Source organism: Streptomyces sp. NPDC001002 (assembly GCF_053599215.1).
This window is the reverse complement of record NZ_JBSFLV010000004.1, coordinates 142608-164131: the sequence shown is the minus strand read 5'-3', so window position 1 is coordinate 164131 and position 21524 is coordinate 142608. Positions and strand designations below refer to the sequence as shown.

The 21524-nt window shown below is 68.8% G+C and carries 21 protein-coding genes, 2 tRNA genes and 1 pseudogene; 14 read left to right on the top strand and 10 right to left on the bottom strand.

Annotated elements, in window-relative coordinates; translation table 11 throughout:
* The first annotated feature begins 39 nt into the window (after positions 1-39).
* The 3 genes from gyrA to ACWDR3_RS03945 all read left to right on the top strand — a co-directional run bounded on the left by gyrA (position 40) and on the right by ACWDR3_RS03945 (position 3686).
* The gene (gene gyrA / locus ACWDR3_RS03955; protein WP_450350573.1) at positions 40-2631 is read left to right on the top strand and encodes a DNA gyrase subunit A; all 2592 of its coding nucleotides are present in this window, start codon (positions 40-42) and stop codon (positions 2629-2631) included.
* An 18-nt stretch (positions 2632-2649) separates the two neighbouring features.
* Positions 2650-3474 carry a DUF3566 domain-containing protein gene (locus tag ACWDR3_RS03950; protein ID WP_450350572.1) on the top strand — a complete coding sequence of 275 codons (825 nt, stop codon included), beginning with the start codon at positions 2650-2652 and terminating at the stop codon, positions 3472-3474.
* A 135-nt stretch (positions 3475-3609) separates the two neighbouring features.
* A tRNA-Ile gene (locus ACWDR3_RS03945) sits at positions 3610-3686 on the top strand.
* A gap of 98 nt (positions 3687-3784) precedes the next feature.
* On the opposite strand, the gene ACWDR3_RS03940 is transcribed toward ACWDR3_RS03945, so the two are convergent.
* Positions 3785-4633 carry an alpha/beta fold hydrolase gene (locus ACWDR3_RS03940; protein ID WP_450350571.1) on the bottom strand — a complete coding sequence of 283 codons (849 nt, stop codon included), beginning with the start codon at positions 4631-4633 and terminating at the stop codon, positions 3785-3787.
* A gap of 244 nt (positions 4634-4877) precedes the next feature.
* Positions 4878-5243, bottom strand: coding sequence for a DUF6344 domain-containing protein (locus ACWDR3_RS03935; RefSeq protein WP_450350569.1), 366 nt, complete (start codon positions 5241-5243; stop codon positions 4878-4880).
* Between the two features lie 329 nt (positions 5244-5572).
* Here ACWDR3_RS03935 and ACWDR3_RS03930 point away from each other — a divergent pair, with 329 nt between their 5' ends.
* On the top strand, positions 5573-5701 hold the full coding sequence (locus ACWDR3_RS03930) for a DLW-39 family protein (RefSeq protein ID WP_003999697.1): 129 nt from the start codon (positions 5573-5575) through the stop codon (positions 5699-5701).
* A gap of 249 nt (positions 5702-5950) precedes the next feature.
* On the opposite strand, the gene ACWDR3_RS03925 is transcribed toward ACWDR3_RS03930, so the two are convergent.
* Positions 5951-6223: a hypothetical protein gene (locus ACWDR3_RS03925; RefSeq protein WP_450350567.1), complete on the bottom strand. Its 273-nt coding sequence runs from the start codon at positions 6221-6223 to the stop codon at positions 5951-5953.
* A gap of 97 nt (positions 6224-6320) precedes the next feature.
* Here ACWDR3_RS03925 and ACWDR3_RS03920 point away from each other — a divergent pair, with 97 nt between their 5' ends.
* Positions 6321-7517, top strand: coding sequence for a hypothetical protein (locus tag ACWDR3_RS03920; protein ID WP_450350565.1), 1197 nt, complete (start codon positions 6321-6323; stop codon positions 7515-7517).
* Positions 7518-7548: 31 nt separating this feature from the next.
* Here ACWDR3_RS03920 and ACWDR3_RS03915 read toward each other — a convergent pair whose 3' ends face one another.
* Both ACWDR3_RS03915 and ACWDR3_RS03910 read right to left on the bottom strand, forming a co-directional pair.
* Complete coding sequence (locus ACWDR3_RS03915) at positions 7549-9069, bottom strand: protein kinase domain-containing protein (protein WP_450350563.1); 1521 nt, start codon at positions 9067-9069, stop codon at positions 7549-7551.
* A gap of 492 nt (positions 9070-9561) precedes the next feature.
* The gene (locus ACWDR3_RS03910; RefSeq protein WP_280876032.1) at positions 9562-10110 is read right to left on the bottom strand and encodes a helix-turn-helix domain-containing protein; all 549 of its coding nucleotides are present in this window, start codon (positions 10108-10110) and stop codon (positions 9562-9564) included.
* A gap of 181 nt (positions 10111-10291) precedes the next feature.
* On the opposite strand from ACWDR3_RS03910, the gene ACWDR3_RS03905 reads away from it, so the two are divergent.
* A tRNA-Ala gene (locus tag ACWDR3_RS03905) sits at positions 10292-10364 on the top strand.
* Positions 10365-10478: 114 nt separating this feature from the next.
* Here the strand turns inward: ACWDR3_RS03905 and ACWDR3_RS03900 are convergent.
* Both ACWDR3_RS03900 and ACWDR3_RS03895 read right to left on the bottom strand, forming a co-directional pair.
* Positions 10479-11090 (bottom strand): annotated as a pseudogene (locus ACWDR3_RS03900) (ScbR family autoregulator-binding transcription factor); the annotation flags it as partial.
* Positions 11091-11452: 362 nt separating this feature from the next.
* Complete coding sequence (locus tag ACWDR3_RS03895) at positions 11453-12157, bottom strand: DUF5324 family protein (RefSeq protein WP_450350561.1); 705 nt, start codon at positions 12155-12157, stop codon at positions 11453-11455.
* 253 nt (positions 12158-12410) lie between these two features.
* Here ACWDR3_RS03895 and ACWDR3_RS03890 point away from each other — a divergent pair, with 253 nt between their 5' ends.
* Together ACWDR3_RS03890 and ACWDR3_RS03885 are read left to right on the top strand one after the other, a co-directional pair.
* Positions 12411-12944: a peptidylprolyl isomerase gene (locus ACWDR3_RS03890; RefSeq protein ID WP_450350560.1), complete on the top strand. Its 534-nt coding sequence runs from the start codon at positions 12411-12413 to the stop codon at positions 12942-12944.
* A 147-nt stretch (positions 12945-13091) separates the two neighbouring features.
* Positions 13092-13982, top strand: coding sequence for a rhomboid family intramembrane serine protease (locus tag ACWDR3_RS03885; protein WP_450350558.1), 891 nt, complete (start codon positions 13092-13094; stop codon positions 13980-13982).
* Between the two features lie 257 nt (positions 13983-14239).
* Here ACWDR3_RS03885 and crgA read toward each other — a convergent pair whose 3' ends face one another.
* The gene (crgA, locus tag ACWDR3_RS03880) at positions 14240-14494 is read right to left on the bottom strand and encodes a cell division protein CrgA (RefSeq protein WP_123998946.1); all 255 of its coding nucleotides are present in this window, start codon (positions 14492-14494) and stop codon (positions 14240-14242) included.
* Positions 14495-14822: 328 nt separating this feature from the next.
* Between crgA and ACWDR3_RS03875 the strand changes: the two genes are divergently transcribed.
* Genes ACWDR3_RS03875 through ACWDR3_RS03850 form a run of 6 tightly spaced genes read left to right on the top strand, consistent with a single transcriptional unit; the run spans position 14823 to position 19047 of the window.
* Positions 14823-15614 (top strand): DUF881 domain-containing protein, encoded by a 792-nt coding sequence (locus ACWDR3_RS03875; protein WP_450350556.1) that lies wholly within the window; start codon positions 14823-14825, stop codon positions 15612-15614.
* 23 nt (positions 15615-15637) lie between these two features.
* The gene (locus tag ACWDR3_RS03870) at positions 15638-16336 is read left to right on the top strand and encodes a class E sortase (RefSeq protein ID WP_450350554.1); all 699 of its coding nucleotides are present in this window, start codon (positions 15638-15640) and stop codon (positions 16334-16336) included.
* A gap of 16 nt (positions 16337-16352) precedes the next feature.
* Positions 16353-16550 (top strand): hypothetical protein, encoded by a 198-nt coding sequence (locus tag ACWDR3_RS03865; RefSeq protein WP_185146162.1) that lies wholly within the window; start codon positions 16353-16355, stop codon positions 16548-16550.
* The gene (locus ACWDR3_RS03860; protein WP_450350553.1) at positions 16547-17185 is read left to right on the top strand and encodes an aminodeoxychorismate/anthranilate synthase component II; all 639 of its coding nucleotides are present in this window, start codon (positions 16547-16549) and stop codon (positions 17183-17185) included. The genes ACWDR3_RS03865 and ACWDR3_RS03860 overlap by 4 nt, the downstream gene beginning before the upstream one ends.
* Positions 17182-18282, top strand: coding sequence for a class E sortase (locus ACWDR3_RS03855; RefSeq protein WP_450350552.1), 1101 nt, complete (start codon positions 17182-17184; stop codon positions 18280-18282). The genes ACWDR3_RS03860 and ACWDR3_RS03855 overlap by 4 nt, the downstream gene beginning before the upstream one ends.
* A 6-nt stretch (positions 18283-18288) precedes the next feature.
* Complete coding sequence (locus ACWDR3_RS03850; protein ID WP_450350550.1) at positions 18289-19047, top strand: class E sortase; 759 nt, start codon at positions 18289-18291, stop codon at positions 19045-19047.
* Positions 19048-19053: 6 nt separating this feature from the next.
* Here ACWDR3_RS03850 and ACWDR3_RS03845 read toward each other — a convergent pair whose 3' ends face one another.
* Both ACWDR3_RS03845 and pknB read right to left on the bottom strand, forming a co-directional pair.
* Positions 19054-19332 carry a hypothetical protein gene (locus ACWDR3_RS03845; RefSeq protein WP_450350548.1) on the bottom strand — a complete coding sequence of 93 codons (279 nt, stop codon included), beginning with the start codon at positions 19330-19332 and terminating at the stop codon, positions 19054-19056.
* 168 nt (positions 19333-19500) lie between these two features.
* A complete protein-coding gene (gene pknB, locus ACWDR3_RS03840) occupies positions 19501-21486 on the bottom strand; it encodes a Stk1 family PASTA domain-containing Ser/Thr kinase (RefSeq protein WP_450350547.1) in 1986 nt (661 codons plus the stop codon).
* Between the last annotated feature and the right edge of the window lie 38 nt (positions 21487-21524).

Sequence of the window (21524 nt, the reverse complement as noted above, 5' to 3'; positions counted from 1 at the left end):
GGTCTCAGCTGACCGCACCAGGAAGGATCCCCACCAGCAATGACCGACGAGAACGCTTCCAGTACGCCTGAAGAGGGCGTCATCGCCCAGCGCGTCGAGCCCGTCGGGCTCGAGACGGAGATGCAGCGCTCCTACCTCGACTACGCGATGTCCGTCATCGTGTCGCGAGCGCTGCCCGACGTCCGTGACGGTCTCAAGCCCGTCCACCGCCGCGTCCTGTACGCGATGTACGACGGCGGCTACCGGCCCGAGAAGGGCTTCTACAAGTGCGCCCGTGTCGTCGGCGACGTCATGGGCAACTACCACCCGCACGGCGACTCCTCGATCTACGACGCGCTGGTCCGCCTCGCGCAGCCGTGGTCGATGCGGATGCCGCTGGTGGACTCCAACGGCAACTTCGGCTCTCCGGGCAACGACCCGGCGGCAGCCATGCGCTACACCGAGTGCAAGATGGCGCCGCTGTCGATGGAGATGGTCCGTGACATCGACGAGGAGACCGTCGACTTCACGGACAACTACGACGGCCGCTCCCAGGAGCCGACCGTCCTGCCGGCCCGCTTCCCCAACCTGCTGATCAACGGCTCGGCGGGCATCGCGGTCGGCATGGCCACCAACATCCCGCCGCACAACCTCCGTGAGGTCGCGGCGGGCGCCCAGTGGTGCCTGGAGAACCCGGAGGCCTCGCAGGAGGAGCTCCTGGACGCGCTGATCGAGCGCATCAAGGGCCCCGACTTCCCGACCGGCGCGCTCGTCGTCGGCCGCAAGGGCATCGAGGAGGCGTACCGCACCGGGCGTGGCTCGATCACCATGCGCGCGGTCGTCGAGGTCGAGGAGATCCAGAACCGCCAGTGCCTGGTGGTCACCGAACTCCCCTATCAGACCAACCCCGACAACCTCGCGCAGAAGATCGCCGACCTGGTGAAGGACGGCAAGGTCGGCGGCATCGCCGACGTCCGCGACGAGACCTCGTCCCGGACCGGCCAGCGCCTGGTCATCGTCCTGAAGCGGGACGCGGTCGCCAAGGTCGTACTGAACAACCTCTACAAGCACACGGATCTGCAGTCCAACTTCAGCGCCAACATGCTGGCGCTGGTCGACGGTGTGCCGCGGACGCTGTCCCTCGACGCGTTCATCCGGCACTGGGTGGCGCACCAGATCGAGGTCATCGTCCGCCGTACGAAGTTCCGGCTGCGCAAGGCCGAGGAGCGGGCGCACATCCTGCGTGGCCTCCTGAAGGCCCTGGACGCCATCGACGAGGTCATCGCGCTGATCCGGCGCAGCGACACCGTGGAGATCGCGCGTACGGGCCTGATGGGCCTCCTGGAGATCGACGAGATCCAGGCGAACGCCATCCTGGAGATGCAGCTGCGCCGACTGGCCGCCCTGGAGCGCCAGAAGATCATCCAGGAGCACGACGAACTCCAGGCGAAGATCGCCGAGTACAACGCGATCCTGGCCTCGCCGGTCCGCCAGCGCGGGATCGTCAGCGAGGAACTCGCCGCGATCGTCGAGAAGTTCGGCGACGACCGCAAGACGATGCTGGTGCCCTTCGACGGTGACATGTCCATCGAGGACCTGATCGCCGAAGAGGACATCGTCGTCACCATCTCGCGCGGCGGCTATGTCAAGCGCACCAAGACGGACGACTACCGCTCCCAGAAGCGCGGCGGCAAGGGCGTACGCGGCGCGAAGCTCAAGGAAGACGACATCGTCGACCACTTCTTCGTGTCGACGACGCACCACTGGCTGCTGTTCTTCACCAACAAGGGCCGGGTGTACCGCGCGAAGGCGTACGAGCTGCCGGACGCCGGCCGTGACGCGCGCGGGCAGCACGTCGCGAACCTGCTGGCCTTCCAGCCGGACGAGTCGATCGCCGAGATCCTCGCGATCCGCGACTACGAGGCGGCGCCGTACCTGGTGCTGGCCACGAAGGGCGGTCTGGTCAAGAAGACGCCTCTGAAGGATTACGATTCGCCCCGCTCCGGCGGTGTGATCGCGATCAACCTGAGGGAGCGCGAGGACGGTTCCGACGACGAACTGATCGGCGCCGAGCTCGTTTCGTCCGACAGTGATCTTCTTCTGATCAGCAAGAAGGCACAGTCGATCAGGTTCACCGCTTCGGACGAGACTCTGCGCCCCATGGGGCGCGCTACCTCGGGTGTCAAGGGCATGAGTTTCCGGTCAGGCGATGAACTTCTGTCGATGAATGTTGTTCGACCCGGTACGTTCGTGTTCACTGCCACAGACGGCGGGTACGCGAAGCGGACCGCTGTCGACGAGTACCGCGTCCAAGGCCGCGGCGGCCTCGGCATCAAGGCCGCCAAGATCGTCGAGGACCGCGGCTCTCTCGTCGGCGCGCTGGTGGTCGAGGAGCTCGACGAGATCCTCGCCATCTCGCTGTCGGGCGGTGTGATTCGTACGCGAGTCAACGAGGTCAGGGAGACGGGCCGTGACACCATGGGCGTCCAACTGATCAACCTGGGCAAGCGCGATGCCGTCGTCGGTATCGCTCGTAACGCCGAAGCGGGGCGCGAGGCGGAGGAAGTCGACGGCGAGGACGCCGTGGACGAGACCGCCGAGGACGCCACGACCACCGGCACGGAAGAGGGCGAGTCGCCCTCCTCCGAGTAGCACGAGGAGAGAGACATCGTGAGCGGAGCCACGGGCGCCGGGTCGGCCGGTACCCCCAGGGGTACTGAAACTGACGGCGGCGGCCGTGGCTCCGCCGCGCAGGTGACGGACTCGCATACGACCCAGCTCAAAGCGATCAAGCCACCCGCGAACGAGCCGCGCTCGCCGGACACTCATGGATCCCAGGGGGGAACTGTGACGGACACCCGAGGCCCGCAGACCCAGCAGCACGCGGCTGGGACGGGTCCGGCGGCCCCGGGCGCCCAGCCGCACTCGCAGGCCGCGGCACCGCCCGCACCGCCGCAGCAGCAGCCGGCCTCCCCGCTCCCCGGCGAGCGCCAGCCGCAGCAGCCCAGCGGGCCGTACCACCCGCCGCAGGCCTACCAGAACCCGGCCGCTCAGGCCCCGCCGCAGGCCCCCGCACCGGCCGGTGCCGTGCGCCGGCCGCGCACCGGGGCACGCACCACGCCGCGCATCCGCAAGGCACGCCTGCGCGTGGCGAAGGCCGATCCGTGGTCCGTGATGAAGGTGAGCTTCCTGCTCTCCATCGCCCTGGGCATCTGCACGATCGTCGCGTCCGCCATGCTCTGGATGGTCATGGACGCGATGGGTGTCTTCTCGACGGTCGGCGGCACCATCTCCGAGGCGACCGGCTCGAACGAGTCGAACGGCTTCGACCTGCAGTCGTTCCTGTCCCTCCCGCACGTCCTGATGTTCGCGTCGGTCATCGCGGTCATCGACGTCGTCCTCGCGACGGCTCTCGCGACCCTCGGCGCGTTCATCTACAACCTCTCCGCGGGCTTCGTCGGCGGCATCGAGCTGACGCTCGCCGAGGACGAGTGACTTGGCCGTCCGCAGGGGGCCCGGCACGGGTTCAAACCTCCGCGGACGGTCCGGTGACTATCGATTTTGGGACTGCCCACGTCGTGCGCTAATCTTCAGGGGTCAGCGCGCGGGACACACACCGCAGAGCGCGGCGGGGCTATAGCTCAGTTGGTTAGAGCGCATCCCTGATAAGGATGAGGCCACAGGTTCAAATCCTGTTAGCCCCACCAGCTGAAAGACCCCCAACCAGTCGTGGTTGGGGGTCTTTTGCACGTCTGCCGACCCGCGCTTCCCGGCCGACCCGACCGCGACGGCATTCCGCGCGCGGTCAGGCCAGTTTCGTGATGATGTCCGCCACTCGGCCGGGCATCGACAGGAACGGCGAGTGGGAGGCGTCGAGTGCTACGACGGACGTCGGGTTGTCCGGGAAGGCGGCGTCCGCGTCCCCGATGAACTTCTGCTGGAGGGCGGGCCGGACCGCCATGTCCTGGGCGCAGGTGACGTAGGTGCGCGGCACGGAGCCCCAGCCCTCACGGGTCAGGCCGGTGGTGCCCAGAGCGATGCCGACCGGGGCGTCGGGCGTCAGCAGCCCGATGGCGGCGTCGGCGACGGCCTGGTCGACGTCTCCGAAGAACGCGTCCCGCAGCTGCTGACGGTAGGCGGCATCGTCCGATGCGATGTCGAGGCGCAGCGCTCCGACGGCGGCGGGATCGGCCCGGAGGGAGGGGCCGACGAGCTCACCGGCGTTCTCCGGGCTCTGGATGTAGGCGGCGGCCGGAGTGTCCGAAGCGGGCATGAACGCGGTCAAGTACACGGCGTGGACGATGAGTTCGGGGCGTTGCTGCGCGGCCCGCGTCAGGACCGTGCCGCCCATGCTGTGGGCCACCACGGTGACCGGCGCCCCGTGCCCGAACTGTTCGATCTGCGCGACGAGCAGGTCGGCTGCCCGGTCGAGGTCGACCTCGGCGACGGGCGAGACCTCCGTGGCGAGGGCAGCTGCGTCGAACGGACGCGCGCTGACGCACGCCGGGCGCCGGGCGCGCAGCCCGTGCCCGGCCAGGTCCACCGCGAGAGTCGTACGGCCGGCTGCCGCGACCTCGGCGATGACTTCGCTCCAGCACCAGGAGCCGTGCCAGTAGCCGTGGACGAAGAGCAAGGGGGTCGGTCGGGCGTCCATCAGCAGTCCTCTGGTCCGGAACGGTCGGTGCGGGCGAGCCGGTCAGGTCGTCACATCGGGAAGAATGGGGCGTAATTTCTGGTTCGTCAAGTGAAGATAATTTCGTATATGACTGGACCAAGAGTGAGCCCAACACTGAGACCCCCGACCGATTCACGGTCAGGGGTCTGCAGAGGGTCTTCAAGTGGGCGATTGGGTACGCAAGTTCGCCAGTTCGCCGTTGGGTCAGGGGAGGGCCGGAGCCTCAGAGTTGGAGGGGAGCGGTGTCCTCGGGGGAGCCGGAGGTCGCCTCGGTGGCCGTCGCGTCCGCGTCCATGTCCGTGCTCGTCTCCGCGTCGGCGTCCGCGGGTGCGCGGTGGCGGCAGCTGGGGGACTTGCCGTGGGCCTCGGCGCGGATGCGCTGCTTCATCGTGGGGGGCAGTGATCTGGCGAAGGCCCAGGGCTCGTGGGCCGTGGCCGGCGTCGTCATCTGCGCGCTGCTGTTGCTGGTCGTCCCGGTCTGGGGTACGGCCGCGACGGCGGTCGTCGTGATGAGTCCGAGCGTCGTGCACAGCGCCAGGAAGGCGGTGACGATGGCGGTCCACAGCTTCGTGACCTGGTTCTGGGCCATGGCCCCTCACTTTCGGGTTGGGCGATTTGCGTACTTTCCTCATGATGTGTATGGGGGTGGCGAAGTGGTGGACCGACGCCCGTGGCGCGTCGATCTTCTGATGAACACCACCCGGATGGACGCAAGCAGCCTGAAAAGGGGTCGGGAGGGCCCAAAGTGACCTTCTGTAGAGGTGTGATCACCCTCCGATCGGAGCGGTTGCTTCCGGTTCTACTGCGGTGCGTGGGAGGGGAGTTGAGGGGGCCCACGCAGGTCACCGATCGATATCGGGCGGTGTGTATAGTCGGGCGCCAGAGGTCCCCTACGTCAAAGAAAGACGAGGTCGCGCGGTGAAGAAGCTTCTCCTGGTCGCACTGGCCGCCATCGGCGGGCTCCTCGTGTACCGCCAGATCCAGGCGGATCGCGCCGAGCAGGACCTGTGGACGGAGGCAACTGACTCCGTGCCCACGGGTTCCTGAGCACCGACAACCGATACTGAAAACCCCGGCCGCCCCGCGGTCGGGGTTTTGCGTTGTCCGGGGGCGGGTCGGGGTGGCGAGGGGCTGGAAGTGCGTCACATCGGGGTCGGGGCGTCGAGGGGCTGGAGTGGCGTCACATCGGGGTCGGAGCAGGGCGTTTCGGACGCTCGTACGGAATGCGCGGATGACGCGCGGCCGTGCGGGGCAGGATGGGCCACGGCCTTGCGGGTCCGGGTGACGACGTGACGACTAGGGGTGACGCGGGATGGGGCGGCGGCGTACGGCGGGGTGGCGTACGGCGTTGTGGTGTGCCGGGGCGTGGTGCGGTCGTCCGTCGTGTGCCGGGATCTGGCACGGTCGTCCGTCGCGTGCTGGGGCGCGGCGCGGTCGTCCGTCGGCACGCGCGCGTGTGGCGGTCGGCGCGGTGGTGCTGTGCACGGCCGCGGGGCTGACGTCCTGGCCGGCGGGGACCGCGACGGCGGTCGGCAGGTCGGACCCGGACGCCTCCTCCCCCTCAGACATCTCCTTCCGCTCGACCGCCTCCCCCTCGACCAGTACCTCTCTCTCGACCAGTACTTCCCCCTCGGCCAGCACCTCCGCCTCGGGTGAGGCCTCCCCCTTGGGCTACGCCTTCGCGCCGGGCGCTCTGCCCGTCGACGGGGCGTCGGGTACCGCGGACGCGCCCCTCGTCGAGCCCGGCAGCACCTACCGCAGCACCCTCCCCGAGAGCGCGAAGGTCTACTACCGCCTCGACCTCGACGACTCCTCGAACGCGTATGTCTCCGTCACCGCCGTTCCGCGCACCGGCGGCGAACTCTCCGTCACCTCCGGCATCAAGGTGTGGATGCAGAACGCCGACGGCCGCTCCTGCTCCTTCGAGACCGCGAGCTTCGGCGCGTCCCGCAGCCCGCACCCCGTCACCACCTGGGGCGCTCGTACGACCTCCCCCCGCGACGCGGTGTGCGAGGACGCCGGCGCGTACTACGTCGTCGTCGAACGTTCCGGTACGACGGACACCTCGCCCGGCGCCTGGGACCTGGAGCTCACCGCCACGACCGAACCCCGCCTCAAGGCGGTCGGCGCGACGAGCGCGCCCAAGGTGTGGGACTCCGCCTCGCCCAGCGTCCCCACGGGCGAAGCCAAGGTGCGCCGAGGAGGCGCGGGATTCGCTCGGGCCGCCGCTGTGGGACAGGGCGTGTGGCGCACCGACATCGCGCCCGGGCAGACGCTCTTCTACGAAGTCCCGGTCGGCTGGGGCCAACAGCTCTCCGCCGCCGCCGAACTGGGCAGCTCCGGCGGCCCCACAGGGCTCGCGCCCGGCGCGCTGGACCTCGCCCTCTACAACCCCGTGCGCGCCGATGTCGAGGACGCGAGCGTCAGCTACGACGGCCGCCAGAAGACCGCCGCCCTCGACGCTGTGCCGCCGGTCGACTACGTCAACCGCTACGCGTTCTCCGACCGGGTGAACGGGATGCGGTTCGCCGGCACGTACTACCTGGTCGTGCACCTCGCCGAGGGTGTCGCCGACGACTTCGGCGACGGGCCGTTCGGACTGAGCCTGCGGGTCGGGGTGAAGGGCGAGGTGCGGGGCGGGCCCGGATACGCGGGGCAGTCCGTGCCGCGGAACATGTTCGAGGTCGCAGGGCAGGGAGCGGATGCGCCTGCGGACGGCGGTGCTGAGGGAAGCGGGACCGGGGGAGATGGCGACACCGCGATGACGGCTCTCGCCGTGGGCGGTATCGGCGGTGGCACGGCGGTGCTGCTGGGGTTGGGCGCGTGGACCGTCGTGGCTCGGCGTCGGGCCGGGGCCTTGTGACGGGGACGCCGACGGTGACTGGAGCTGCCGTTCAGATCTGGGTCAGGGCCCAGAAGCCGACCGCGTAGCAGGTCAGCGCCAGCAGCAGGAGCGGGATTGCGACCTTGGCGGGCGGGCCGGCCCGGCGTGCGGCGCGGGTGGCTCGGTGGGACCGGCGCGAAGTTTTCTCCGCGGGAGGTGGAACCTGCGGGACTTGGGCGGTGTACGAAGCAGTAGAGGGTTCAGCACGCGGGACGGGTGGCTGGGGGGAGAAGAGCACATGCGTGGGGTCGTGGGGAGAGGCGACGGCGGGGTGGTCGGGTTGCTGTGGTTGGTGCTGGGTGCCCTGGTGGGGCTGCGGAGTCTGCGGAGTGGGGACGGAGGCCGGGATCGGGATGCCGGGGGACGAGTCGGTGCTCTGAGGTGGTGGCAGATGGAAGCTGCCCGTGTCCGACATGCTGGACGAGGTGGAAATGGAAGGAGAAGGGGAGGGCGAGGAGTTGTCGGACGGCGGTTGAGGGCCGGTGCTCCGGCGAGGGTCCGACGGCCGGGACGGCATCCCGCTTCGGTCGGTGGTGGAATCGCCCGGCCGATACGGCCCTTGACGGCTTCCTCCGCCTACGGAGCCGGCGGCGCCGCCGGTGCCTGTACCGCTTCCCGCCAACGAACCCGTGTCCACCCCCGCGGCCGCCTTCAGCGGTCCCTCGGGTACGAACCCCGTTGGGAGCGGCCCGAGTTGGTCGAAGATCTCGATCAGCTCGTCGTCGGGGCCGGGCTCCGGGAGGAGTTCGCGGGCGGCGGCGAGTGCCTTGCGCGCCCCCGTGGCCGTGCGGAAGCGTGCGACCGGGTCCGGCTGCAGCAGCGTGGCCACGACCTGCCAGAGCGGCTCGGGGACGCTTTTGGGAGCGCTCGGTGTGCCGTACTCCGCGAAGTACTGGACGAGGGCCTTGGCGTCCGGCTTCGCGCCCTCCAGCAGATACAGCGCGACCAGGCCGACGGCGAACAGGTCGGCGGGGAAGTCCGGTTCGGAGCCCATCATCTGTTCGGGCGCGAGATAACCGGGCGTTCCCACCACGAGGTTGGTCTCCGTCAGGCGCGGCTCGCCCAGCCGCATGGCGATGCCGAAGTCGGACAGCCGCAGGCGCGGTCGGGCGGTGCCGGTGGCTTCGAGGAGCACGTTGGCGGGCTTGATGTCACGGTGTACGACGCCTTCCGCGTGCACGGCGGCCAGACCTGACAGGAGCTGGTCGATCAGCGTGCACACGAAGGCGGGTGGCAGGGGGCCGTAGTCCCCCACCAGGTGGACCAGTGAGCCGCCGGCCACCAGGTCCATGGTGAACAGGACCTGGTCGTCGTCGGCGGCCCAGCTGGCCGGTGCGAGTACATGGGGGTGATCGATACGCAGGGCCTGCTCGCGCACGAAGCGCAACAGGGCGTGGGCATCGCGCTGTTGGAGGACCTTGGCTGCCACATATCGGCGGCGGCGGTGGTCCCAGGCACGCCAGACTGCGCCGACCCCACCGCGTCCGATCGGGTCGACCAGTTCGTACCGTCCGGCGAAGACCTCACCCATGGCTGTGCGTCGCTCCTCCCCCTTCGGATACCCCGTTGCTTCCCCTCACCTCCCCTTCAATGAGCGATACGACTCCCTCTCGCGCGGTTTCTCGGTCGGGCGTTGGTCAACGGTGGTCGGTGGTGGTCGGCGAAGGTAAGCGATGGTCGATGTCGGCCGGTTGTGGCCGGTGATGAGTGATACGACCCTCTCGTGCCCCGCGCTCCTGCACCCCCGTGGCCCGTACCTCGGAGACCTGGACCCCCGTAGCCAGTGCCCCCGAGACCGGAACCCCCCGTGTCCCGTGTCTCCAAGACCTGGACCCCCGTGTCCCGTGCCTCCATGTTTCGAGCCTCCCCCGAGGCCCGAACCCCCTGTGACACGAACCCCCGTGACCCGCCCCCGTGTGACCCGTAACCCGCCCCCGTGACCCGAGCCCCCGCGCCTCGTGTCCTCCTTTGCCGTGGCCGTCGGCCCGGCTGCCGAACCCCCTTCGGCGACCGGGCCCCCGGTTCAGCTCTGGTGGGACTGGTAGTGCGCGACCGCGTCCGAGGTGCGGCCGGCGCCGTAGACCCGGAGGAACTCTGCCAGTTCCGGGTGGGTCGGGGCGAGGGTGTCGGCGGCATCGATGATGTCGCCGGCGGCGGCCACCGAGCGGAGCAGCGACTGGATCTCGCGGACCACCCGCTTGACCGTCGGCGCACCCGAACTGCTCGTCGTGGTCGTGGTGTTGCTGAGCACCGAGCCCCCCTGGGACTTCTTGATCTCCTCCATGCGTTCGGTGGCCTCCGCGGCGCTCACGCTGCCGTCCGCGACCTGCCCCGCCAGGTCCTGCAGCAGCTGAACCCGCTGTACGACGGCCGGGTTGCCGATCTTCGCCCGCTGACCGCTCATCAGCTGTGACAGCATCGGCGCGGACAGGCCCAGCACCCCCGCGAGCCTGGCCTGGTTGAGGCCGAGATCTTCTATGAGCTTACGGAAGAGCGCCCCCAGCGGCTCCCCGTACCAGTTCCGCTGCAGTTCCCGCGCTCTTGCGGTCGCTTCCTGCTGTGCGGCGTCCATTGCGTCTCCCCATCGCTTCCCCAAGTACGGTGGTTCGCTGTCGCGAACCACGCCGAGCATCTTACGGAGAGTGGTCGCCAGCGGGGACCCCCAATCTTTTTGCGAGATACGGGGGGTGACCCGGTACTCTGGTCTGCGGCGCCGACCGGTGTGGGTTTCCTCCGGCGGGCGCTACTTTTCCGGGGCCTTAGCTCAGTTGGTAGAGCGCTGTCTTTGCATGGCAGATGTCAGGGGTTCGACTCCCCTAGGCTCCACAGCAAGAACCCCCGTCCGACCTGCGGAAACGCGGTCGGACGGGGGTTTTCTCGTGTACGAGGGGCCGCAGGCCGGCAAGCCGCTGCTCAGGCCGTACCGGCGTGGACCCCGGTCTCCTCGCCGACCTCGGTGGCGCCTTCCGGGCGGAGCCGGGCGATGGTGGCCGGGTGGGCGATGGACGGCAGGATGTGCCGCCACATCCCGGCGACCCGGACGCGCAGGTCGGCCCGCCGGCTGAGGGCCTCGGAGACCAACTGGACGCCGGTGAAGGCGGCCACGACGAACTCGGCGGTCTCCCGGGGATCGACCTGGGGGAGCACCTCGCCCTGTTCCTGGCCCTCGGCCAGCAGCCGGGTGGTGCGGTCGAGCCAGTCGCCCCACGGGTGGGTGCCGCCGAAGTGCACGCCCTCGATGGACAGTCGCGTACCGGCCCGGGCGAGGGCGTCGTGGCAGAGCACGTGGGCGAACCGGTGGGTGCTGTCGATGACCGACTGCAGGGGCGAGAGCTGTGGCTCCACGTGCACCAGCGAGATCTGTTCGTCCATGACCGCCTGGGCGAGGGACTCCTTGGACGGAAAGTGGAAGTACATCGCGCCCTTGGTGACGTGCGCCCGGCGCAGGATCTCCGACGTGGCCGCCCGCTCGTAGCCGAACTCGGCGAACACGCTGGCCGCGGCCTCCACGATCGAGCGCCGCGTCTGCACCGCGCGGGCCTGCTTGGCCATGTCGTCCCCTTCGAGGCGTGCGTTCCGTCGTTCCGTGCCGGCGGCGCCTCGTCGAACCGCCGTCTGACAGGGTGTGGCGAGCACTCTACCGGACCACGCGGTCTGTTTCGTCGGGTCCTGCGTGGCGGCTTCGCCCGGGATGATGGGGTTCGTGGGCCCTGTTCCCGTGTATGCGTCACGTACGGACGGGGAGTAGTCCCTGATTCCACAAATAAAGAAACCGCTCGGCCCGTTTTTTGTCCGACCTGTTGTCCGACCTGTTGTCCGACCTGTTGTCCGATCTGTTCTGCGGCCTGTCGTGCGGACGACGAAGGGCCCCCGGCAACCGCGCCGGGGGCCCCAGGTCAGGGTCGATCGAACGTCTACCGGCCCTCGTCACGCTGGGCGGCCTCTTCCTCGGCCTCCTTGACCTGTACCTCGGGGTCGAGGTCGGTCTCACCGAGGCTGCCGTCCACCGACGTGAGCCGGCCGGTCTCGGGGACCTCGGTCGCCGCGGGCGGCTCGACCAGCCAGTCCGGGTTGGCCTGCTTGTCCCACCACTTCCAGGCGGCGAAGGCGCCACCCGCGAGCACGCCGACCACCAGCAGGGTCTTCGCGGCCCGACCGGCCCGCGCCCGACGCTGGTGCTTGCGGGCCAGCTTCTGGATCTCCTTCGGGGAGACCTGTCCGCGCAGCGCGGCCAGCGCGGCCGCCCCTCGCGCGGTGGCCTCCTCGCGCACGGGCCCGGCGGCGGCTACCGCCTGCTCGATCCTCGGCCGGGAGTAGTCGGCGGCCTGGCGAGCGGCCTGCCGGGTACGGATCGCGGCGTCGTGGGCGGCCTGGTCGACCTTGGGCGGCACATGCGTACGCGCCTGTTCCAGGCGCGGCGCGAGATGGGCGTCGTATTGGACGCGGGCCTGGTCGGCGGCGAGCGAGACCCGCGGCGCGAGCCGGACGCGGGCCTCCTGTGCGTAGTGGGCGGCCTTGTCCTTGGCCGTGTCGGCGTAGGGCGCCACCACTTCCGCGGCGTGCAGCACGCTGTCCTTCGCCGAACCGGTCGCGGCGCGCACGCTGTCGATGCGGGTCACTGGTTCCTCCTCCTCGGTGGCGTACGTAATTCGACTTTCCACCCTTTTACGGATCATGCCTGCCACCACACCCCGGGGCATGTTGGCCAAGTCCAATAGAGGATGAATGCGGTGCAACGGGAGCTTGTCGTCGACAATGCCACGGATCGACGGCGAGCGCGCCCGCCCCGGGGGCACTCGGCCGATTTCCGCGAGCAGGGCACGGGGCGTGGGAGGATCGGGGCGGCACAAGGAAGACAACGGAAGGCAGATCGTGGCCGAGCAGCTCTACGCCACCCTGAAGACCAACCACGGCGACATCGAAGTCCGGCTCCTGCCGAACCACGCCCCCAAGACGGTCCGGAACTTCGTCGAGCTCGCCCAGGGCCAGCGTGAGTGGACCAACCCCGAGACCGGCGAGAAGTCCTCGGACAAGCTCTACGACGGCACGGTCTTCCACCGGGTGATCAGCGGATTCATGATCCAGGGCGGCGACCCGCTGGGCAACGGCACCGGTGGGCCCGGCTACCAGTTCGAGGACGAGTTCCACCCGGACCTCTCCTTCAACAAGCCGTATGTGCTGGCCATGGCCAACGCGGGCCCGGCCACCAACGGCTCCCAGTTCTTCATCACCCTCGCCCCCACGACCTGGTTGAACCGCAAGCACAGCATCTTCGGCGAGGTCACCGACCCGGCCAGCCAGAAGGTCGTCGACGCCGTCGCCGCCCTGCAGACCAACCCGCGCACCGACCGCCCGCTCGACGACGTCGTCATCGAGACGGTCGTCGTGGAGACCCGCGAGAGCTGAACCCGACCCGCGGGAGCGAGCCGCACAGACCGGGAACCCCGCAGGGCAGGAACCAAACGCCCCGCCCATCCGTAAAGATTGGGCGGGGCGGTGCATTTCGTGCACGCCCTCGCGCGCGACCACCTATGCGACGACCTGGGGGATGTCATGGACGACCGAGCCGCCGACAGCTCGCAGGACGCCCAGCGCCTGCCCGGCTGCTACCGCCACCCGGACCGCGAGACCGGCGTCCGCTGCACCCGCTGCGACAAGCCGATCTGCCCCGAGTGCATGGTCGACGCGTCCGTCGGCTTCCAGTGCCCCGAGTGCGCCCGCGGCGATTCCGGCACCCGCCACACCCCCGCCGCGAGCCGCCCCCGCACCCTCGCCGGCGGAACCGTCACCGCCGACCCGCGGCTGATGACCAAGATCCTGGTCGGCGTGAACCTCGCGGTCTTCCTCGTCCAGCTCTCCGTCGGCGACCGCTTCACCGACCGCTTCGATCTGCTCGGCCAGGCCTACGTGCCGGTCCTCGGCTCGGTCGAGGGGATCGCCGAGGGCCAGTGGTACCGCATGCTGACCGCGATGTTCCTGCACGGCAGCTACATCCACATCCTCTTCAACATGCTCAGCCTGTGGTGGATCGGCGGCCCCCTGGAAGCCGCCCTCGGCCGCGCCCGCTACCTCGCGCTCTACTTCGTGTCCGGACTGGCGGGCAGCGCGCTCACCTACCTGATCGCCGCCGCCAACCAGCCGTCGCTGGGTGCCTCGGGCGCGATCTTCGGGCTCTTCGGTGCCACCGCCATCCTGATGCGCCGGCTCAACTACGACATGCGGCCGGTCATCGCCCTGCTGGTGATCAACCTCATCTTCACCTTCGGCTGGAGCAACATCGCCTGGCAGGCCCACATCGGCGGCCTCGTCGCGGGCGTCATCACCGGCTACGCGATGGTCCACGCCCCGCGCGAGCGGCGGAACCTGGTGCAGTACGGGACGTGCGCGGTGGTCCTCGTCGTCGTGGTCGCCATGACCCTGATCAGGACCGCACAGCTCACCTGATACCGAACCGTTGTCCACAGCGTGTGGCGGATCTAGTGCACACGGTGGGGGAACGGCGTCGCCCCCTGTCACCGACCGGCATACATGCAGGTCAGGCAGGGGGCGAACGAGTTTTCGGTTGCCGGTAGGTCTGTCACACCAGCGTCAACACCCGATGGGTTATCCACAGATCGTCTTTCTTTTCCCCATGTGGACAACGGCTGTGGATAACTCAGCGGATAGCCGTGGGCAGAGCTGCGTTCACCTGGTGGTGGCCGCTACTTCCACTGCGTGGAGACACCGAATCCGGCGGCGATGAAGCCGAAGCCCACCACGATGTTCCAGTTGTCCAGGCTGTCGATGGGCATCGACCCGTCCGACACATAGAAGACGACGATCCAGGCCAGCCCGATGAGGAACATGGCCAGCATCACGGGTGCCACCCATGCACGGCTGTTCAGTTTGATGGCGGTCGCCTGCTTCGCCGGTGGCGGCGTGTAGTCGGCCTTCTTGCGGATACGTGACTTCGGCACGAGGGTCTCTCCTGTCGATGCGCTGCGTGGCCGCGCAGGTAACTGGATCGGGCTCCGGGGCAGCGTACAAGGGGACTCCTAGGACCTCCCCGGCGGATCAGTCCGGCGTCGCGGGCCCTGGCACGCACATCTGCGGCGTTGTCGTCGGTCGCCGACGCTCCGCGTCGACTCCCTCCTCCGCCTTGCAGCTGCACGCACCAGACCCCGCTCGGGTCGGCCAAGAGGCACCGCGCCTCATAGCCGGCCTGATCCGCCGGGCAGGCCCTAGTGCTCCCCCGGGCGTCCGTTAGCGTAGTGCTTCCGCGGCGCCGAAGGAGATAAGGGTACGTTGACCAATTCTGCCGACTCCCCCGGTACGGGTACAACGGGTTCCGGCCCCGAACCCGCGCGTCGTCGGCTGCGGCCGGTGCGGGTGCTCACGGTGGCCGTCTTCGCCCTCGCGGGACTCATCTTCTTCACCAGCTTCAACACCGCCAAGGGCACCAACATCCGCACGGACGCGTCCTTGCTGAAGCTCTCCGACCTCATCCAGGAGCGCAGCCACAAGAACAAGGGGCTGGACGAGTCCAACGGGTCGCTGCGCGACGACGTCGAGTCGCTCGCCGAGGGTGACGACGGCAGCACCAAGGCCGAGGACGACAAACTCGCCGGCCTGGAGAAGAGCGCGGGCACCCAGAAGGTGACGGGCAAGGCGATGACCGTCACGCTGAACGACGCCCCGCCGGACGCCACCGCCAAGCTCCCCGGCTATCCCGAGCCGCAGCCCGACTACCTGGTCATCCACCAGCAGGACCTCCAGGCCGTGGTGAACGCGCTGTGGCAGGGCGGCGCCGAGGGCATCAAGGTCATGGACCAGCGGCTCATCTCCACCAGCGCCGTGCGCTGCGTGGGCAACACCCTGATCCTCCAGGGCCGGGTCTACTCACCGCCGTACAAGATCACCGCGGTCGGGGACCCCGACAAGCTGAATCAGGCGCTGTCCGCGTCGAAGGCGATCCAGAACTACATGGTCTACGTGAATGTCTACGGCCTCGGCTGGAAAGTCACCGAGGACGGGACGGTGACTCTGCCCGGCTACTCGGGCACAGTGGATCTGCACTACGCCGAGCCCGTGGGGTGAACTGAGCCGTTCAGGAGCTGCCGGTGCGCGTTGTCGTCAGGACCGTCAGCGAACTGTGCATCACGGTCGGCGCGCTGATCGTCCTCTTCGTCGTCTACGTACTGTTCTGGACCGGGGTCCGGGCGGACGGCGCGATGAACCACCAGATCGACGTCCTCCAGGGGCAGTGGGCGAAGCAGACTGCCCAGCCCAGGGCCACGGCGGCTCCTACGGCTTCCGCGCCCGTGAGTCCGAAGGCGCCGGCGGCCTACAGTCCGGGCAGGCCTTTCGCGATCATGTACATCCCGCGGCTTGGTTTCACGTGGAACAAGCCCGTGTTGGAAGACACCGCCGTGAACACCCTCAAGAAGGGCCTCGGTCACTACCGGGGCACCGCCCAGCTCGGGCAGGAGGGGAACTTCGCGGTCGCCGGGCATCGGCGGACATACGGGGATCCGTTCAAGGACTTCCCCAAGCTGCGCGCGGGTGACGCGGTGGTGCTGACCGACGGGACGACATGGTTCACCTATCGGATAGACAAAGGCCCCTACAAAACCGTCCCCACGGACGTTGAGGTGATCGACCCTGTCCCACGTAAGTCGGGGTATACGCGTGAAGGCCGGTATCTCACGTTGACCACGTGCGATCCCGAGTGGGGACACAGTCACCGGCTGATCGTGTGGGCGCACCTGGACTCCACGCAGCCGGTGGAGGCCGGGAGACCACAGGCTCTACGCCGTTAGTCTGGTGCGGTACGGCGTGAGTCTGGTGCCGTGGTGGAACGGAAGGGACGGCATGTACGGCTGGATCTGGCGGCATCTGCCGGGCAACGCATGGGTGAAGGCGCTCATCTCGCTCGTGCTGGCGATGGTCGTGGTCTACGTCCTGTTCCAGTACGTCTTTCCGTGGGCCGAACCGCTGCTTCCCTTCAACGATGTGACGGTGGACAACCAGTGACAGCGCGGATTCTCGTCGTCGACAACTACGACAGCTTCGTCTTCAACCTGGTCCAGTACCTGTACCAGCTGGGCGCCGAGTGCGAGGTGCTGCGCAACGACGAGGTGTCGACCGCGCACGCCCAGGACGGCTTCCACGGCGTGCTCCTGTCCCCGGGCCCCGGTACGCCCGAGGAGGCCGGGGTCTGCGTCGAGATGGTCCGCCACTGCGCGTCGACCGGAGTGCCCGTCTTCGGCGTCTGCCTGGGCATGCAGTCGATGCAGGTGGCGTACGGCGGGGTCGTGGACCGCGCGCCGGAGCTGCTGCACGGCAAGACGTCCTTGGTCGAGCACGGCGGCAAGGGCGTCTTCGCGGGCCTGCCGACGCCGTTCACGGCGACCCGGTACCACTCCCTCGCGGCCGAGCCGTCGACGGTTCCGGCCGAGCTGGAGGTCACGGCGCGCACCCACGACGGCATCGTCATGGGGCTGCGGCACCGTGAACTCCCGGTCGAGGGCGTGCAGTTCCACCCCGAGTCGGTGCTCACCGAGCACGGCCACCTGATGCTGGCCAACTGGCTGGTGGAGTGCGGCGACGAGGGCGCGGTGGGCAGGTCGGCCGGGCTCGCCCCGGTGGTGGGCAGGGCCTCGGCGTGACCGCGCTGCGCCCCGAGCGCGAGTCAGGCGCCTCGTACGGGCAGGAGTCGTACGAGGCGTCCTCGGCGTTGGGGGACTGGACCGTGGGTCGGCAGGCGCCCGAGCAGGCGTACCAGCCGCCGATCGACGAGGAGACGGTGGCGCTGCGGATACCCGAGCCGCCGCCGGGCGGGTTCATATCGCCGTCTGCCGCCTCAGCGACCTCATCCGCCACAGGAACCCCGGTGGGGGGCCGAGCGGCCCGCAGAAAGGCCGCGAAGGGCCGTCACGGGGGCCATGGGGGTCACGGGAGCCACGGAGGGCACGGGCGGCACGGGGGTTCGCCCTCGGGGGCGGAGTCCGCGGGGATCGCCGGGGCCGGCGAGGGGAGTTCGGGGGCGCCGCTCTCCCGGATGGAGGCCCGTCGGCAGGCCAAGGCCCGTAAGCCCGGTGCGGCGGTGATGGCCAGCAGGGCGATCGGTGAGGTGTTCATCACCACCGGTGTGCTGATGCTGCTGTTCGTCAGCTACCAACTGTGGTGGACGAACGTCCGGGCGCACGCGCAGGCGGACAAGGAGACGAGCAGCCTCCAGGACGACTGGGCCAGCGGCAAGCGGGCGCCGGGCAGTTTCGAGCCGGGGCAGGGCTTCGCGATCCTCCACATCCCCAAGCTGGACGTGGTGGTGCCGATCGCCGAGGGCGTCAGCAACAAGAAGGTGCTCGACAAGGGCATGGTCGGTCACTACGGCGAGGGCGTTCTCAAGACGGCGATGCCGTCGGCGAAGACCGGCAACTTCTCGCTCGCGGGTCACCGCAACACGCACGGCGAGCCGTTCCGTTACATCAACCGCCTGAAGGCGGGCGACGAGGTCGTCGTCGAGACGCAGGACGACTACTACGTCTACAAGGTCGCGTCGATGCTGCCGTCGACGGCGCCGAGCAACACGAGCGTGATCGACCCCGTCCCGAAGGGGTCGGGATTCACGGCACCGGGCCGCTACATCACACTCACCACCTGCACGCCGGAGTTCACCAGCAAGTACCGGTTGATCGTCTGGGGCAAGATGGTCGAGGAACGGCCGCGCAGCAAGGGGAAGCCGGATGCGCTCGTCGAGTAGGGGCGGATGAACGTGGCAGCGACCACCGACGGCACACAGCACGAAGAGCACACGGATGCGCCCGCGCCGCCGCCCGAGGCCCGTCGCGGGCCCGGTCCGATCGCGCAGGCGGTCAGCGTCCTCGGCGAACTCCTCATCACCGGCGGCCTGGTGCTCGGCCTGTTCGTCGTCTACTCGCTGTGGTGGACCAACGTCGTCGCCGACCGCAAGGCCGACAAGGAGGCCGACAAGGTCCGCGACAACTGGTCCCAGGAGGCGACGGGTCCTGGCGCCCTGAACACCAAGAACGGCATCGGCTTCCTGCACGTCCCCGCGATGAAGAACGGCGAGGTCCTGGTAGAGAAGGGCACCTCGACGAGCATCCTCAACAACGGTGTGGCCGGCTACTACACGGACCCCGCCAAGGCCACGCTCCCCACGTCGAACAAGAAGGGCAACTTCACTCTCGCCGCCCACCGCGACGGCCACGGCGCGAAGTTCCACAACATCGACAAGCTGAGCAAGGGCGACCCGATCGTCTTCGAGACGAAGGACAAGTGGTACGTCTACAAGGTCTACGCCGTCCTCCCGGAGACCTCGAAGTACAACGTCCAGGTCCTGGCGCAGGTCCCGAAGGAGTCCGGCAAGAAGAAGGCCGGCCACTACATCACGCTGACGACCTGCACGCCGGTGTACACCTCGCGCTATCGGTACGTGGTGTGGGGCGAGTTGGTGAGAGTGGAGAAGGTGGACAACAAACGGACTCCACCGAAAGAACTGCGCTGACCCGAGTCACTTGGACACCTGCAGGGAGACGGCGTCAGCGAGGACCGAGTTTTCCACAGGCGGCGTGCGTGCCAGGTACTCCATGTCCAGGAAGTACACACGCACCTGACGTGCGACTTCGCTGTCCCTGAGGAGCATGGCGACGTTGAGGACGGCGCGGCGGGAGAAGAGCGCGAGGGCTTTGGAACGTGACTGGATCCCACTGGCCCTCTTAAAGAGGGCCAGTGGCGGACCGGCCAGTACCTGGTAGCCGTTGGCAGTCAGCTCCTCACGGTGGTCCTCCACAGCGGATCGTCGTGCGGCAGTAAGGCCGGGGCAGAGCTCGGACGCTGCCCGATCCGATCAACGAGTTGTCATATGCGGGGACACGCGGCGCTGCGGCCTCGGGCAACAGAGGGCCCCCGCCGGATTCTCCGGCGGGGGCCCTCTGTTGTTCGTCGGTGGTGTCGGCGGCTAGCCGCTCGTGCCGCCGAAGAAGTTGGTGCCGCCGTCGTTTCCGCCGTTGTTGCCGTTGCCGGCGGCTACCACGTTCACCGAGGTGCCCTTGTCGACCGTGGTGCCCTGGACCGGGTCCGACGTGAGGACGATCGCGTTGTCGTCGTTCGAGCCCTGGACGTTGCCGAGTTGGAGGCCGACATTCTGCAGCGCCTGGCGGGCGGTCGCCACGGTCTGGCCCTGGATCTGCGGGACCTGGACCTGTTCCTGCTGCTTGGCCTTGCCGATCTTGATGGTGACCGTCGAGTTCTTGTCGACCTGGGTGCCGACCTGCGGGTCGGTCGAGATGGCCTTGTCGACCTGGTTGTTGTCGTCGGTCTCCTCGTCGACGCAGGTGCCGACCAGGTTGCTGGCCGCCATCTGGGCCTTGGCGTCGTCACAGCTCCGGCCGACCACGTCGGGCACCGTGGACTTCGCCTCGGCCTTCGCGATCGTCAGTGTGATCGTGGAGCCCTTCTCGACTTCCTTGCCGAGCGGCGGGTCCTGGTTCAGGACCGTGTTCGGGTCCTCCGTGGATACCTGGGTCTTGGTCTTGATGACGAACTTGTAGTCGTCGCCCTCAAGGATGTCCGTCGCCTCGTCGAGGCTCTTGCCGAGGACGCTGGGAACGGCGACCTTCGGCGCGCCGGTCGACACCACGAGGTTGACCGCGGTGCCCTTCTTGATGTTGGCGCCGCTCGCCGGGTCCGAGGAGCAGACCGTGCCCTTGGCCTGGTCGGCACAGGGCTTCTTGGTGACGTCCCCGAGCTTCAGCTCGCTGTTGGTCAGCTGTTTCTCGGCGTCCGACTGGGACAGGCTGACGAGGTTCGGCACGGCCACGTCGTCGTTGCCGACGTTGTTCCCGCCGAACGCCCACTTGCCGATCAGGATCGCGCCCACCAGCACCAGCACGCCCGCCACGACCAGCAGGATCGTCGAGGTGTTGGACTTCTTCTGGCGGCGCCGGTCCGGACGGTCGTCGTAGCCGTAGCCACCGTCGTCCGGGTTCATCGGCGGCAGCATCGACGTCGCGCCGGCGTCCGCCGCACGCAGCGCCGTCGTCGCCTGGTCGTCGCCGTAACCGCCGTAGCCCACCGAACCCATCGCCGCCGTGGCCGCGACCGGCTGGCCGTCGAGGCAGGCCTCGATGTCCATGCGCATCTCGTCGGCCGACTGGTAGCGGTAGTTGGGGTCCTTGACCAGCGCCTTGAGGACGATCGCGTCCATCTCGGGCGTGATCTCGGGGTCGAAGACCGACGGCGGCTGCGGCTCCTCGCGCACATGCTGGTACGCGACCGCGACCGGGGAGTCGCCCACGAACGGCGGGCGGACCGTGAGGAGTTCGTAGAGCAGACAGCCCGTGGAGTAGAGGTCCGAGCGGGCGTCGACCTGCTCGCCCTTGGCCTGCTCCGGCGAGAGGTACTGAGCCGTACCTATCACCGCGGACGTCTGCGTCATCGTCATACCGGAGTCGCCCATCGCGCGGGCGATGCCGAAGTCCATGACCTTGACCTGGCCGTTGCGCGTGAGCATGACGTTGGCGGGCTTGATGTCGCGGTGGACGATGCCGGCGCGGTGGGAGTACTCCAGGGCCTGGAGGATCCCGATGGTCATCTCCAGGGTGCGCTCGGGCAGCAGCCTGCGGCCCGAGTGCAACAGCTCGCGCAGCGTGGACCCGTCGACGTACTCCATCACGATGTACGGGATCGAGACCCCGTCGATGTAGTCCTCGCCCGTGTCGTAGACCGCGACGATCGCAGGATGGTTGAGCGAGGCGGCCGACTGGGCCTCCCGGCGGAAGCGGGCCTGGAAGGACGGGTCGCGCGCGAGGTCGGCGCGTAGCGTCTTCACCGCCACGGTGCGGCCGAGGCGGGTGTCATGGGCGAGGTAGACCTCCGCCATGCCACCACGACCGAGCACCTGGCCCAGCTCGTACCGGCCGCCTAGGCGACGCGGCTCTTCCATAGTTCCCTACCAGCCCTCTCCGTCGGTCCCGACCGGCA